This window comes from Mycetohabitans sp. B2 (assembly GCF_021733735.1).
In the GTDB taxonomy this organism is placed as follows: Bacteria; Pseudomonadota; Gammaproteobacteria; order Burkholderiales; family Burkholderiaceae; genus Mycetohabitans; species Mycetohabitans rhizoxinica.
Genome location: NZ_JAHKSP010000001.1, coordinates 37,640 through 51,194 on the forward strand (window position 1 = coordinate 37,640; position 13,555 = coordinate 51,194).

General features: G+C 64.3%; 10 protein-coding genes and 1 pseudogene. 5 read left to right on the forward strand and 6 right to left on the reverse strand.

Features of this window, described 5'->3' with window-relative positions; translation table 11 throughout:
• Nucleotides 1-61: 61 nt before the first annotated feature.
• On the forward strand, nucleotides 62-2,341 hold the full coding sequence (gene metE / locus KPG66_RS00150; RefSeq protein WP_013433842.1) for a 5-methyltetrahydropteroyltriglutamate--homocysteine S-methyltransferase: 2,280 nt from the start codon (nucleotides 62-64) through the stop codon (nucleotides 2,339-2,341).
• Nucleotides 2,342-2,351: 10 nt separating this feature from the next.
• Here metE and KPG66_RS00155 read toward each other — a convergent pair whose 3' ends face one another.
• From KPG66_RS00155 to KPG66_RS00165, 3 genes are all read right to left on the reverse strand, one after another.
• Nucleotides 2,352-3,503 carry a methyltransferase gene (locus KPG66_RS00155; protein WP_442929380.1) on the reverse strand — a complete coding sequence of 384 codons (1,152 nt, stop codon included), beginning with the start codon at nucleotides 3,501-3,503 and terminating at the stop codon, nucleotides 2,352-2,354.
• Between the two features lie 116 nt (nucleotides 3,504-3,619).
• On the reverse strand, nucleotides 3,620-4,072 hold the full coding sequence (locus tag KPG66_RS00160; protein WP_442929381.1) for a copper chaperone PCu(A)C: 453 nt from the start codon (nucleotides 4,070-4,072) through the stop codon (nucleotides 3,620-3,622).
• Nucleotides 4,073-4,121: 49 nt separating this feature from the next.
• Nucleotides 4,122-5,126 (reverse strand): sodium:calcium antiporter, encoded by a 1,005-nt coding sequence (locus KPG66_RS00165; RefSeq protein WP_237069685.1) that lies wholly within the window; start codon nucleotides 5,124-5,126, stop codon nucleotides 4,122-4,124.
• A 400-nt stretch (nucleotides 5,127-5,526) separates the two neighbouring features.
• On the opposite strand from KPG66_RS00165, the gene KPG66_RS00170 reads away from it, so the two are divergent.
• Both KPG66_RS00170 and gshA read left to right on the forward strand, forming a co-directional pair.
• A complete protein-coding gene (locus KPG66_RS00170; RefSeq protein WP_237069686.1) occupies nucleotides 5,527-7,155 on the forward strand; it encodes an ATP-binding domain-containing protein in 1,629 nt (542 codons plus the stop codon).
• A gap of 136 nt (nucleotides 7,156-7,291) precedes the next feature.
• Nucleotides 7,292-8,908: a glutamate--cysteine ligase gene (gene gshA / locus KPG66_RS00175; protein ID WP_237069687.1), complete on the forward strand. Its 1,617-nt coding sequence runs from the start codon at nucleotides 7,292-7,294 to the stop codon at nucleotides 8,906-8,908.
• A gap of 24 nt (nucleotides 8,909-8,932) precedes the next feature.
• On the opposite strand, the pseudogene KPG66_RS17820 reads toward gshA, so the two are convergent.
• Together KPG66_RS17820 and ada are read right to left on the reverse strand one after the other, a co-directional pair.
• A pseudogene (locus KPG66_RS17820) lies at nucleotides 8,933-9,211 on the reverse strand (AlkA N-terminal domain-containing protein); the annotation flags it as partial.
• The gene (gene ada, locus KPG66_RS00180; RefSeq protein ID WP_237069718.1) at nucleotides 9,162-10,289 is read right to left on the reverse strand and encodes a bifunctional DNA-binding transcriptional regulator/O6-methylguanine-DNA methyltransferase Ada; all 1,128 of its coding nucleotides are present in this window, start codon (nucleotides 10,287-10,289) and stop codon (nucleotides 9,162-9,164) included. The gene ada and the pseudogene KPG66_RS17820, both read right to left, overlap by 50 nt.
• A 458-nt stretch (nucleotides 10,290-10,747) precedes the next feature.
• On the opposite strand from ada, the gene KPG66_RS00185 reads away from it, so the two are divergent.
• Nucleotides 10,748-12,199: an MATE family efflux transporter gene (locus KPG66_RS00185; RefSeq protein WP_041753950.1), complete on the forward strand. Its 1,452-nt coding sequence runs from the start codon at nucleotides 10,748-10,750 to the stop codon at nucleotides 12,197-12,199.
• 168 nt (nucleotides 12,200-12,367) lie between these two features.
• Entirely contained in the window at nucleotides 12,368-12,571 is a 204-nt protein-coding gene (locus tag KPG66_RS00190) for a DUF3185 family protein (RefSeq protein WP_041753951.1), read from the forward strand.
• Nucleotides 12,572-12,632: 61 nt separating this feature from the next.
• Here the strand turns inward: KPG66_RS00190 and KPG66_RS00195 are convergent, their stop codons facing one another.
• Nucleotides 12,633-13,397: a phytanoyl-CoA dioxygenase family protein gene (locus KPG66_RS00195; RefSeq protein WP_013433853.1), complete on the reverse strand. Its 765-nt coding sequence runs from the start codon at nucleotides 13,395-13,397 to the stop codon at nucleotides 12,633-12,635.
• Nucleotides 13,398-13,555: the final 158 nt, after the last annotated feature.

The following is a 13,555-nucleotide window of genomic DNA, read 5'->3' on the forward strand; positions in this document are numbered from 1 at the left end:
TTTTTTTCATATATCCCAACCCCTATGATCGACGCACTCTTGACTCAACCTCTATCGAATCATGGCCATCACGCACAATCTGGGCTTTCCGCGCATCGGCGCGAAGCGGGAATTGAAATTCGCGCTCGAGTCTTACTGGAAGGGACAGTCCTCACTGGACGAACTGAAAGCAGCGGGCGCTCAACTGCGCCAGCAGCACTGGGCCAACCAGGCGAAATTGGACTGGTCACCGGTGGGCGATTTCGCGTTCTATGATCAGGTGCTCGACATGAGCTTTACGCTCGGCAACCTACCGGAGCGGGTACGCAACCTGGACGGTGACTCGCTGGACAACTACTTTCGGATCGCACGCGGGCGTTCAGCCACGGACGGCGCATGCAGTTGCGGCGTGCAGGCCGGCGAGATGACCAAGTGGTTCGATACCAACTACCACTATATCGTGCCGGAATTGAGCGCGTCCACGACCTTTTCGCTCGACGCATCGCGCCTGCTCGGCGAGTTCGAACAGGCACGCCGCCTTGGCGTGAAAGCCAAGCCGGTGATCATCGGGCCGCTGACGTACCTGTGGCTCGGCAAGGCTAAGGACGACTCGGACAAACTCGCGCTGTTGCCGCGACTGCTGCCGGTCTATGCGCAATTGCTGGCCGAACTCGCCGCGTGCGGTGCTGAATGGGTGCAGATCGACGAACCGATCCTCGTCACCGAGCTCGATCCGCAGTGGCAGCAAGCGTTCGTGCACGCCTACGACACGCTACGCACCGATCGCGTTAAGCTGCTGCTAGCCACCTACTTCGGGCAATTGCAGGAGAACCTGCCGCTTGCGTGCGCATTGCCCGTGCAGGGCCTGCACGTGGACACGCTCAATGCACGCGATGAAGTCTGCGACGTCATCGCGAGTCTGCCGGCCGAGCGCGTGCTGTCGCTCGGTGTCGTCAACGGCCGCAATATCTGGAAAACCGATCTCGTCGCAACGCTCGACTGGCTCGAGCCGATCCACCGCCAACTCGGCCAGCGGCTCTGGCTGGCGCCGTCGTGCTCCCTGCTGCACGTGCCGGTGGACCTGGCCAGTGAGCGCGGGCTCGACGCCGAGCTCCGTTCATGGCTTGCATTCGCGCTGCAAAAACTGGACGAACTGAATGTGCTGGCTACGGCACTGAACAACGGCAGGCAGGCTGTGGAGGCTGAACTGCGGGACAACCAGGCCGCCATCGCGGCGCGCAAGGTATCGGCGCGCGTGCATAACCCAGCCGTCAAGGCGGCGCTTGCGCGCATCGACGCCGACATGGAACGCCGCACGAACCCCTATCCGGAGCGCGCGCGCAAGCAACACGAGCAGTTGCAACTGCCGCCTTATCCGACCACGACAATCGGCTCGTTTCCGCAAACCGAAGAAATCCGCCAGGCGCGCAGCCGTTTCCGTCGTGGCGAACTGGACGAGGCGAGCTACCACGCGACCATGCGTGAGCAGATCGCGCGCAGCGTGCGCGAACAGGAGGCGCTGGGGCTCGACGTGCTCGTGCATGGCGAGGCCGAGCGCAATGACATGGTCGAGTATTTCGGCGAGCAGCTCGAAGGCTATGCGTTCAGCCAGTTCGGCTGGGTACAGTCGTATGGCTCGCGGTGCGTGAAACCGCCGATCATGTTCGGTGACATCCGCCGGCCGAAGCCGATGACCCTCGAGTGGATCCAATATGCGCAATCGCTGACTCACAAGCCGATGAAAGGTATGTTGACCGGGCCCGTGACGATTCTGAACTGGTCGTTCGTGCGCGACGACCAGCCGCGTGCCGTGTCGTGCCAGCAGCTTGCGCTAGCGATCCGCGAAGAGGTGCTCGATCTGGAGCGTGCGGGCGTGCGCGTGATTCAGATCGACGAGGCGGCCTTGCGCGAAGGTTTGCCGCTGCGCAAGTCGCAATGGCATGAGTACCTGCAGTGGGCGGTCGGCGCATTCCGCATCGCGGCCAACGGCGTGCGCGACGACACGCAGATCCACACGCACATGTGCTATTCGGAGTTCAACGACATCATCGCGTCGATTGCAGAGATGGACGCAGATGTCATCACCATCGAAACATCGCGCTCAGACATGGAACTGCTCGATGCATTCGATCACTTCAACTATCCGAATGAGATCGGACCGGGCGTGTACGACATCCATTCACCGAACATCCCGACGCAGGAGCACATCGTCCAGTTGATGCGCAAGGCGGCCGAGCGCATCCCAGCCGAGCGCCTGTGGGTCAATCCGGACTGCGGGCTGAAGACGCGCGCATGGGCTGAAGTCATCCCGGCGCTGCGCAACATGGTGGCCGCCGCGCATACGTTGCGCGGCACCGCGTAGCGCGCGTTCATCAGCCTCGGCCCGCGAGGCGCCACAGCGACGTCACCTCGCGGGCCCGCGCCGCATGCAACGGATCCGCGGCGTCCGACGCTTTGGGGTGACGCGGCCGGATATCGACGCGGTTAAGCACCTGCAAGCCGGCCGCGTCGATCATCGCGAGGAAAGCTTCGCGTGGGCGCAAGCCAAGATGCTCAGCCAGGTCCGACATGATCAGCCAACCCTCGCCGCCGGGGGCCAAATGCGCCGGCAAACCGGCGAGGAATCCTCGTAGCATGCGACTGTCCGGATCGAATACAGCGTGCTCGATCGATGCACTCGGGCGCGCCGGCACCCACGGCGGGTTACAGACTACCAGCGGCGCGCGGCGCGATAACGGAAAAAGATCCGCCCGCACGACCTCCACTTGCGCAGACAGCCCCAACCTCGCGACGTTCTCGCGCGCGCAATCTAGCGCGCGCGAATCGACGTCCGTCGCGATCACGCGCCGCACGCCGCGCCGGGCCAGCAATGCGGCGATCACGCCGGTGCCGGTGCCAATGTCGAAAGCGAGCGCATCGGCCCCGGCCGGCAACGGCGCCTGCGCTATCAGATCCAGGTATTCGCCGCGTACGGGCGAGAACACGCCATAGTGCGGATGGATCCGGTCGCCGCCGAGTGCGTCGATGACCACACCCTTGCGATGCCACTCGAACGCGCCGACCATCCCCAGCAACTCGCGCAGCGAAACGACGCTGACCGCGTCACCACCGGGCGGCGGCCCGTATGCGTGCGCGCACGCACCACTTAGGTCCGGGGCACGGCGCAGCGGTATCCGGTAATGCGCATCGAGCGGCACCAGCAGCATCGCCAGCGTGCGGGCCCGCTGCGCTTGCGCCAGCCGATGCAGGTTGAACGTTTCCTGTGGCGTCGCACCGCGCTTGGGCCGACGACGCTCGATGCGCCGCGCGATGGCCTGCAATAGCTGCCGCGCGTTATTGAAGTCGCCCTGCCACAGGATCGCGGTTCCCTCGCATGCCAGGCGATAGGCGTGATCGGCGCCGAGCGTGTCGTCGGCCGGCACGACGCGCCGAGGCGGCGGTAGCCCGGCGTGCGAGCGCCAGCGCGCGTGGTGGGTCTGGCCCCCCTCGGTCCAGTTCAGCATCGAGCACTCAAGTCCGTTCATCGTGTCACCCGCCCGTCGTCACAAACGTCATCCGCACGCCCAGACCGACGATCCCGACGCTGACGACCCGCTCGATCCACCGGCGTGCGGCCACCCGAGGGGCGCAGCGGCCCACCTCAATGCGCCGACGCCGAGGCGGGCCGAAGCTCGCACTGGACGTCCAGCTTGCCGTCGGCGCCAAAATCGAGCGTCAACGGAATCGTCGTGCCGACTTTCAATGCGCTCTTGGGCTGTTCGAGCATCACGTGATAACCGCCCGGCGCAAACTTCAGCGTACCGTGGGCCGGCACGCCAATCGCATCGACATGGACCATCCGCGACATACTGCCGTTGCTCCGCGTCTGGTGCATCATGACCATGCCAAAGGCCGGCGCATCGACGTCCTTGAGCGAAACCGGCGTGTCTGCGTCGTTTTTTATCGTGAAATAGGCCGATGACGGCAGGGTCGCCGGCATCGTGCGCACCCAGCAGCCGCTCACCTGCACCCCCACCGGCCCGGCGGCCTGCGCGGCAGCGCTCAGCATGGTAAACAGCGCCGCAGTGGCGCCTATCAGAGACTTGACCTGCATTCCTACCTCCGGAATCGAACGGCGAAAAATCGAACAGCACCGCCGCATTTTATGCCAATGTCACGGCCAGATAGACCGCATAGAGCACGCCATTGAACAGCAGCGCCCAGACTGGCAGGCCGCGACCGCGCGACAGCGCGCGGCACCACGCTGCCGCGACCAGTGTAATCGCGATGCCGGTCAGCACCTCGATGCGCGGCTCCCATGGCGTCAGCATGATGCCCAGCGCTGGCAGCAGCGTGCCCTGGAACACCATCGCACCGGTGAGGTTCCCAAATGCGAGCGTGTCCTTGCCGCGACGCACCCACAAGATACTGTTAATCTTCTCGGGCAACTCCGTGGCGATCGGGATGATCAGCAGCGACAACAGCAGCGGCGACACGCCCAGCAGCTGGGAGACCCCGTCCACGCCATCAATGAATCCCTTCGCACCGCCGATCAGCAAGGCCAGCGCGATGGCCAGCTGCAGCACGATCGTCACGAGCCGGGTCGGGATACCGAAGCGCGACAGATGCATGACGTGCGGCGCCTCGGTGCCATGCCCGCCGGCCACCAACGCTTGCGACGCACGCAACGTCGCATACACGTAGCACAGATACACGCACACGAGTGCGGCGCTCAACCCTGCCCGCACCAGCACGCTCGTATGCGGCACATACATCGCGGCGGCCGATAACGCAAACGCAAACAGGAAGTAGTTGAGATCGCGATTGATACCGCCGACCTCCGGCCGTATCCGTCCACAGAGCCCACGCTGGCGCAGTACCGCAACGGTCATCAGGCACGTGGACAGCGTCGCGAGCATCAGCGGCGCGCCTAGAATCGCGCCCACACCGATTTCTTCGTTGAGCCGCTCGCCGCGTCCCGACACAATGGCGATCAGCGGAATCAACGTCTCGGGCAGCGCGGTGCCGACCGCCGCGAACAATGAGCCGGTCACGCCCTCGGATAGCTTCATCCGCTCGCCCAGGTGTTCCAGCGCGTTCGTGAACAATTCGGCGGCGACCAGGATCACCGCGAGCATCAGCATGAGTTCGAGCACGAGCCAAGTCATGCGCACGCTCCCGTCGCAACGGGCGGCATGGCCAAACGGGCAGGCGGGTAGGGGGAACGGGGATGGTGCACGATATCTCCACGGTCGGACACATGAACCATGACGCGGCGCGACGGTCCGACCGGGACGAGGCGCGGCGTCGATGGTCTGGCCAAACCCGCATGGGCCGAGCGCACCACGGCATGAGCCGGAGACTGTTGGCGCGATCTTCCTGGCGTGCTGGCGTCGGACTGACGCGGCGCGGCCACTCAGGCCGGCCGCCGCATCGCATCCGCGACCCGGCAACGCAGGAAAGGCTACTCCCCAAAGACCTGCGCATTCTAACCGACACGCGGCAGCTCGCATAGAATGCTACGCAGCACCGCGTACCCGCTAGCCCTTATTCGAGACACTGCTGAACATGGCGCGCATCATTCCCGACGACTGGAAACACCTGGACGCAGCAGGCGCCGCAGCCCGCGAGCGCGAAACGTTGACCACGCTGGCCAAGCAACTGCCGGACGGCTACACGGTCTATCACGGCGTGCATTGGACCCGCGTGAACCAGGGCTTCTCGGTATTTGGCGAAGCGGACTTCGTCGTGGTAGGGCCATCGGGGCGCCTGATGGTGATCGAGCAGAAGTCGGGATTCCTGCGCGAGACGTCTACAGGCCTGGTCAAGGTCTACCTGCAGAAGGAACGCAATGTCGCGGTCCAGTTGGCCCGCACGATCGAAGGCCTGCATCGGCGCTTCACCGCGGCGTTCGGCGCCGGCACCTATTGCATCGAGGCGCTGCTGTATTGCCCGGACTACATCGTGCGCGACCCGGGCATTGCCGGTGTCACCCCAGAGCGCATCGTCGACGCGACGCGCAAGGATCAACTCGCCGCGGTCATCCAGCGCGCGTTGCCGCCCGACGAGGCCCCATTCGACTGTGCTACCAAGCTGCATCATTTCCTGTCCGATCACCTTGCGCTCACACCGGACGCCAGCGCACTGGTCGGGCAGGCGGACACACTGGTCACGCGGCTCTCCGGCGGCCTGGCCGAATGGGCGCGGCGCCTGTCGTTCGAGCCGTTCAGGCTGCGCGTGACCGGCACGGCGGGCTCGGGCAAGACGCAATTGGCAATCCAGGTGATGAAGGACGCGCTCGCTCAGGGCCGGCGTGTGCTGTACGTCTGCTTCAACCGTCCCCTGGCGGACCACATCGCGCGCGTCGCACCGCCGGGCGCGAAGGTCGCGACCTACCACCAGCTGTGCGACTGGGTCGTGCGCGACAGCGGGCAGGAGCCAGACTTTGCATCCCCGGATGTCTTCGGCTGGCTCGACGCACGCTTTGCCGACGTGCCCCCCAGTGATGCGTGGCGCTTTGATGTGCTGATCGTCGACGAGGGACAGGACTTCCGCGCGCACTGGGTCGCCGCGCTGCAACGGCTGCTAGCACCGAGCGGCGCATGGTGGTGGCTGGAGGATCCGATGCAGAATTTATATATGCGCGAACCGGTCCCGTTACCGGGTTGGGTCACGCTGAATGCCTGCGTCAACTATCGTAGCCCACGCGAGATCTTCGACTACTTGCGCGAGGTGATCGGACCGTCGTTCACCATCGAAAGCGGCAGTCCATTCGGTGGCTCGGACGTTTCCGTGTCGACCTATGACGGCGACGATCCCCTTGAGCCGACTAAGCGCGCCATCACTCAGGCGTTGTCGCTGGGTTTTCGCAAGCAGGATATCGCGCTGCTGTCATTCCGCGGCCGTGAAAAATCACGCTTTGCCGCACTGGAACAGCTCGGGCCGCACCGGCTGCGCAGCTTCACCGGCCGCTACGATCTGTTCGGCAACCCCGAGTACCGCGACGGCGACGTGCTGTACGAATCGATCCACCGCTTCAAGGGCCAGGCCGCGCCCTGTGTAATCCTGACCGAGGTGGATTTCGATGCATTCGATGAGCGAGCCGCCCGCAAGCTTTTTGTCGGAGCAACTCGCGCCACGATGAAGCTGATCGTCGTGATGTCCACCCGCGCCGCGGCGCGGCTGCCGCAGCGCTGAACGGGGATACCCCCCGACTGCCCGCTTAACCTTGCCTAGCATAACGTCAGCAACGCTTCGCAGCGCATGTTAAAGTGCCCACTACTCGCGAATCCCTCCGCCGCGGCAGACCGGCCTCCAGTACACCATACCAATAATGCTCAAGAACACGCCCGCCTTCCCGACGACGGATGGGTACGCCCGACGCCTGGCGTTGTTGGCGCAGCCCGCGCATCGACCGTTGCTGGCGCAAGGCCTGCGCGGTGTCGAGAAGGAGAGCCTACGAGTCCAGCGCGATGGCACGCTGGCGCCCACGCCGCATCCGGCCGCCTTGGGCTCGGCGCTCACGCACGAGCAGCTGACAACCGACTATTCCGAAGCGTTGCTCGAGATAATCACGCCGGCCGGGCACGCCGTCGATGCGATGCTGGAGCAGCTCGATACGCTGCATCGCTACGTCTACGAATCGATCGGCGACGAGTTGCTGTGGAACGCGTCGATGCCCGGCGTGCTGCCGCCCGACGAACAGATCCCGATCGCGCAATACGGCACGTCGAATATTGGCCGGCTTAAGCATGTTTATCGGCGCGGGCTGGCGCTGCGCTATGGCAGGGCAATGCAGTGCATCGCCGGCATTCACTACAATTTTTCGTTGCACGAAGACATTTGGCGCCTGCTGCAACAGCACGAGCGGGTTGACGGCTCGCCGCTCCAGTACCAGTCGGATGCCTACCTTGCGCTGATCCGCAATTTCCGCCGTAGCAGTTGGCTGCTCATGTTGCTGTTCGGCGCCTCGCCAGCGCTGTCGCGCAGCTTCGTGGGCGCGCGCGCGCATGCGCTGGATACATGGGATGCCGACACGCTGTTCCTGCCGTACGCGACCAGTCTCCGAATGAGTGACCTGGGCTATCAGAATACGTCCGCGCAGGCTGCATTGCGCGCGGACTACAACAGCTTGGACGGTTATCTACACAACTTGGCGAGCGCGGTCAGCCAGCCCTATGCGCCGTATGAGCAGCTTGGCACCCAGCGCGACGGCGAGTGGGTGCAGATCAACACCAACGTACTGCAGATCGAAAACGAATTCTATTCGACGATCCGCCCGAAGCGCGTCACGCAACCGGGCGAACGACCGCTGCACGCGCTTGCGTCGCGCGGCGTGCAATACATTGAAGTGCGTCTGCTGGATATCGATCCGTTCGAGGCCACCGGGATCTCGGCCACCACCGCGCGTTTTATCGAAGCGTATCTGTTATTTTGCGCGCTGGACGCGAGTGCGTTGCTCCACGAGGCGGAGTGTACCGAAGCAGGCAACAACTTCGCCCGTGTGGTGACGCAGGGGCGGCGTCCGGGACTTGCATTGTCCCGAGGCGGCCGCCCGGTGCCCTTGCGGGACTGGGCCCTCGAGTTGCTCGAGCGAATCGGGCCGGCCGCGGCGTTGCTCGACGCCCAGGAGGGCGGCAGCCGATATGGCGACGCACTGGCCGCGCAACGCGCGAAGGTCGAGGACTTCGCGCTGACCCCTTCGGCACGTGTATTAGAAGACATGCGCACAACCGGGCGCTCGTTCGTGCGCTTCGCGCTCGAGCACAGCGCGCAACACGCCGCGGCGATGCGTGCCCGGCCGCTGCCGCGCGAGCTGCATGCCCATTACGCGGCCCTGGCGGCGCACTCGCTGCAGCAACAAGCCGAGATCGAGCACACTGAAGTTGGCCACTTCGATCAGTTCATTGCGTCCTACCGCGCGTACACGCTGAACCGGACCAGCGTCTGATGCCCACCGCCAGCGCATCACGCGGCGCACGCTGTGCATCAGGAGGGCGGCGCCGCGCACCGTCACGCGCAGCACACCACCGGGCGCGTCGTGCCTCACTTCAAGCGTGCCCAGCGCGCCGTCGATCTCGATACCGCGCCGGTAGACCTGCGCATCGACGAATTCAACGCCAGGCGTCGCCCGCGCGGCAAAAAAGCCCACCATGCGATGCCAATCGTACGGCGGCCGATAAGCGATCGACGTGGTGAACACGTTATACATCGAGGGTTTCCGAGCCGGGCGTTGCAGCGCGGACATCGCCATCGCGCCGTTCCGCGTCGAGCAACGCCGCCTTGCGTTGCAGCCCCCACCGGTAGCCGGCCAACGCACCGCTTTTCTGGACCACGCGATGGCAAGGAATGACCAAGGCCACCGGATTTGCGGCACATGCGGCGGCGACCGCCCGCACCGCGTTGGGCACACCCAGTTCGGCCGCGACCTCGGTATAACTGCGCGTTTGTCCGTACGGAATCCGGCGCAGCGCATCCCAGACGCGGCGCTGGAACGCCGTCGCCACCCCATCGAACGGCAAGTGCGTCGGATCGGCGCGTCCGTCCAGGTAGGCGTCGATCCGCTCGACATAGTGCGCGAGGCGTTCAGGGTCGCAGACTCGCTTCGCATGGCGAAACTCTTCGTGCAATGCGTGTAGCAGTGAGGCTTCATCATCGCCGAACGCCACCTTGCACAGGCCGCGCTCGGTGGCCGCAATCAGTATCGGACCCAGCCGGGTCGAAGCGATCGCATAGGCGATCGTCATGCCGGCGCCCTGTCTGCGGTACGCCGATGGGGTCATGCCTAGATGCCCTCGTGCGGCATTGCGCAGCGGCGACGCAGATTCGAAGCCAGCTCCCAACGCCGCATCGGTCACGCTGCTAGCCGAGCGCAGCGTTTCACGCAGCCGCTCAGCGCGCAAATTCGCGTGGTATTGACGCGGCGAGATACCCATCATGCGACTGAAGACGCGCTGTAGATGGTAGGGACTCATGTGGACCGCGTCGCCGAGTTGCGCCAGCGTGACGCGCTCGTCGATCCGTTCGGCCAGCACCGAACAGGCCCGCGCGACCAATTCGACCTCGCGGGGCGCGCGCAGCGGCTGGCAGCGCTTGCATGCGCGAAAGCCCTCTGCCATGGCCGCGTCGGCGGACTCGAAGAAGCGCACATTTTCGCGCCGCGGCGCACGTGACTTGCACGACGGCCGACAGAACACGCCGGTCGTGCGGACCGCAAAGAAGAAATACCCATCGGCGCATGGATCGTGCGCGCGCACCGCGGCCCAACGCGCATCATCGCTCGCGTAATCGCCCGGCGCGCCGCTGGATTGACTGGCTGTATCGTGCGTCATGACGAGCGAATGATACGTCTTCGACGCAGACGTGGGCGCGACCGCGCGTGATGAACCGGCCCGGTCTGCCGGGCAAACTGGCATGTTGACTCGATCGTTCATGATGGACCCTTGGCAATGGATGGCGTGTGATTCACTTTATCGATGCCGCCGTACGCGGGCACCACGTATCTTGCGCTGTCATTTCGGTAGCGCAAAGCGCTTGGTCAAAATTATTAGGGACCTATCACCGATCGATGAATAGTGGGTTGACTCTAAAATTTTCCACGTTCAGATGTTGCGTTGCAGCATGAGAATCCGTATAGTGGGAACCGTCTCCTCCATGTCTCCTCCTGATATGGATTCAGCCCGCTCGATGAGCGGGCTTTTTTTATGTCGCGGCTATCCACAGTACGCGAATCCGTCGCGTCAGGCCCTTTCCCGTCATCATCACGACCTTGCCCAACATGGCGCTGTCCATGAACGAATCCAACGACCGCTTACCGCCGTGCCAGTCGCTGTCCGCCTCCCCGTCCCATACGCCGGTCAGTGCTGTGCGGTGGCATCGCCGCGTGCTCGCGCTGGCGGTACCGATCATCCTGGCAAACCTGACCCAGCCGATCCTCGGCGCAGTGGACACGGCCGTCGCGGGCCACCTGCCGGATCCGGCGTATTTGGGAGCGGTCGCCGCCGGCGGCTTGTTTTTTAATTTCGTTTTTTGGGGCTTCGGCTTCCTTCGCATGGGCACCACCGGGCTCACGGCGCAGGCATTCGGCGCACGCAACAGCGTCGCGTTGCGCGCGACGCTGTTGCGTGCGTCGGCACTGGCGATCGTGATCGGCCTAGTCGTGCTCGCGCTGAGCACGCCATTGATCGATACCGCATTGCGCCTCATCGGCGGCAGCGACGCACTACAGCAGTACGCCAGCGACTATTGCCACGCGCGGATCTGGGCCGCCCCACTGGCGCTATGCAACTACGTGATACTGGGTTTCCTGCTGGGCTGCCAGCGCGTGCGCGTTGCGTTGCTCATTCAACTGTTTATCAATGCCGTCAATGTAGCGGCGGTACTGCTGTACGTCTATGTCTTTGACTGGCGCATTGCCGGTATCGGCGCAGCTACCGCAACGGCCGACGCGTGCGGCTTCGTGCTGGGCGCGTGGCTGCTGTGGCGAAAGCGGCCGCGCGCGCTGCCGCCATTGCGCTGGGCCACGCTTGTGGATACCAGCGCGCTGCGGCGATTGGTTGCGCTCAATCGTGACATTTTCGTGCGTACGCTGTGCCTACTGACATGTTTCGGCTGGTTCGCGCACGCCGGCGCGGCGCAAGGCGACCTGGTGCTGGCGGCCAACGCACTGTTGTTGAACTTCCAGACCTTCATGGCCTATGCGCTCGACGGCTTCGCCCATGCCGCCGAAGCACTGGTCGGGGCCGCCATCGGTGCGCGCCAACGCGACGCCCTCCGTCAGGCCGTGCGGACCACGATGGTGTGGGGCGGGCTCGGCGCACTGTTTTTTTCGCTGGTCTACGCGAGCGGCGGCGAATGGATCATCGGCTGCCTGACCGATCAGCATGCGGTCCGCGATACGGCCGTGCGCTTTCTGCCGTGGGCCGCGGCACTGCCGGTGATCTCCGTCTGGGGTTTCCTGTTCGATGGCATGTTCATTGGCGCCACGCGTACGCGGGATCTCATGTGGGCGATGGCAATCTCGCTTGCCATGTTCATGCTGGGCGCGATGACGCTGCCCGGCCTGTTCGGCAACGATGGGCTATGGGCGTCACTGCTGCTGTTCATGGCGGCGCGCGGTATCACGCTGGCGCGCGTGTTGCCGCGTCTCGGCGCGCAGTTGACGGGACCGACCGGCGCCGCGTCGCGTCAGAGGCCATGTCTTAGCCGGCCTGGGTCGAAATCAGGCGACTCGTCGCGATAGAGCCGGAACTGCATGCCGGACGATAGCGTTGCACGGCAGCTTGGTCACTCATGCGAAAAGTCTTAGGGCTATGCGCAATCAAATGATCCAGTGCGCCGCGGCGCACGGCGCATCGGCGATAATCCGGTCACGCTCGACGAGCATCACACAACGACGGAGGACACTTTCATGGGCAACGCTGTATCGATCGCGCTCATTGTTGGCGGTATCGTGCTGTTGTATTTCGGCGGCACATCACTGCACTCGTTCAGCAATGATGTGTCGCGCCTGTTCACCGGCACGCCGACCGAGCGCACCATCACGCTACTCGCTGCCGGCGCGGTGGCATTGGTTGCCGGCATCGTCGGACTCGCGCTCAGCTCGCGGCGCTAAAGCGCGCGGGACCAGCGCGCGCCCGCTCCGGATGCCACGCGTGCCCGCCGCCCGCCAGCGCTCACAGCGGCACTTCCGGCTTGGCCGCCGAGCGCGTGCCCGGCACCGGTGCGTTACTGACGCCATGGTAGGTGAAGACCAGTGAGAACTTAACGTCGTCAGCCAGATTCTTGCCCGCCGAATGCAGCGTGTTGCAGTGGAAGAACACCACGTCACCCGGGTTCAGCGCCGGAGAAACCGCCGTGCTGATCAACGCTGCATTTTCGGGCACGTCCGCGCGGAAGAACTTCGCTTCATCAAAACGCTCCGGGGCAAAATCCACCGCGTGTGAGCCAGGCACGAACCACAGCGCGCCGTTCTCCACGGTCTCCGTACCGAGTGCGAGCCACACCGATATGAGGTCCTCGCGCTTGAATGCCCAATACCGGATGTCGCGATGCCAGCCCGTCAAACTGCCATATGTCGGGTGCTTGGTCATCATGCAGTTGTGATGCGCGCGCGAAAGCGCTACCTGTTCACCAAAATACAATTCCATCCAGCCGCGGATTTCCGTTGACGTGGCCCACTGTCGATACAGTGCATTGCGCGCGTATGCGTCGAGCAAGCGGCGTACCGTGTTGCCGCCGGGCGCGGTGTGCGATTGCGGTGCGCCGGGATAGCATAGATCCGCCTCGAATTCGACTGGCCCCTGCGGCTGCGCAAGCTCGGCACGCGCCGCCTGCTTGATCGCCTCGCAACGCGAGGCCGGCAACACGCCGGGCACGACGACAAAACCGTGCTGCCTCAGCAACTCGACCTGACCTCTCTTTGAGAAATGCTCCGCCATCGCATATCCGGTTCAATGACTTCGATTCCAATGATTTTACGTGCAGTACGCCCGGCATGCTTCCAACCCTGTTTTTAACTGCTGAACCCGCGCGCGGCGGCGTGGTCCGTGTCACTGTCGGATAAGCTATTTCGGGTGTACGCTGAGTCCGTTACCGC

Coding starts and splice junctions, on each gene's coding strand:
- metE (WP_013433842.1), top strand. CDS start 62: ATGGCCATCACGCACAATCTGGGCTTTCCGCGCATCGGCGCGAAGCGG.
- KPG66_RS00155 (WP_442929380.1), bottom strand. CDS start 3,503: ATGAACGGACTTGAGTGCTCGATGCTGAACTGGACCGAGGGGGGCCAG.
- KPG66_RS00160 (WP_442929381.1), bottom strand. CDS start 4,072: ATGCAGGTCAAGTCTCTGATAGGCGCCACTGCGGCGCTGTTTACCATG.
- KPG66_RS00165 (WP_237069685.1), bottom strand. CDS start 5,126: ATGACTTGGCTCGTGCTCGAACTCATGCTGATGCTCGCGGTGATCCTG.
- KPG66_RS00170 (WP_237069686.1), top strand. CDS start 5,527: ATGGCGCGCATCATTCCCGACGACTGGAAACACCTGGACGCAGCAGGC.
- gshA (WP_237069687.1), top strand. CDS start 7,292: ATGCTCAAGAACACGCCCGCCTTCCCGACGACGGATGGGTACGCCCGA.
- ada (WP_237069718.1), bottom strand. CDS start 10,289: ATGACGCACGATACAGCCAGTCAATCCAGCGGCGCGCCGGGCGATTAC.
- KPG66_RS00185 (WP_041753950.1), top strand. CDS start 10,748: ATGAACGAATCCAACGACCGCTTACCGCCGTGCCAGTCGCTGTCCGCC.
- KPG66_RS00190 (WP_041753951.1), top strand. CDS start 12,368: ATGGGCAACGCTGTATCGATCGCGCTCATTGTTGGCGGTATCGTGCTG.
- KPG66_RS00195 (WP_013433853.1), bottom strand. CDS start 13,397: ATGGCGGAGCATTTCTCAAAGAGAGGTCAGGTCGAGTTGCTGAGGCAG.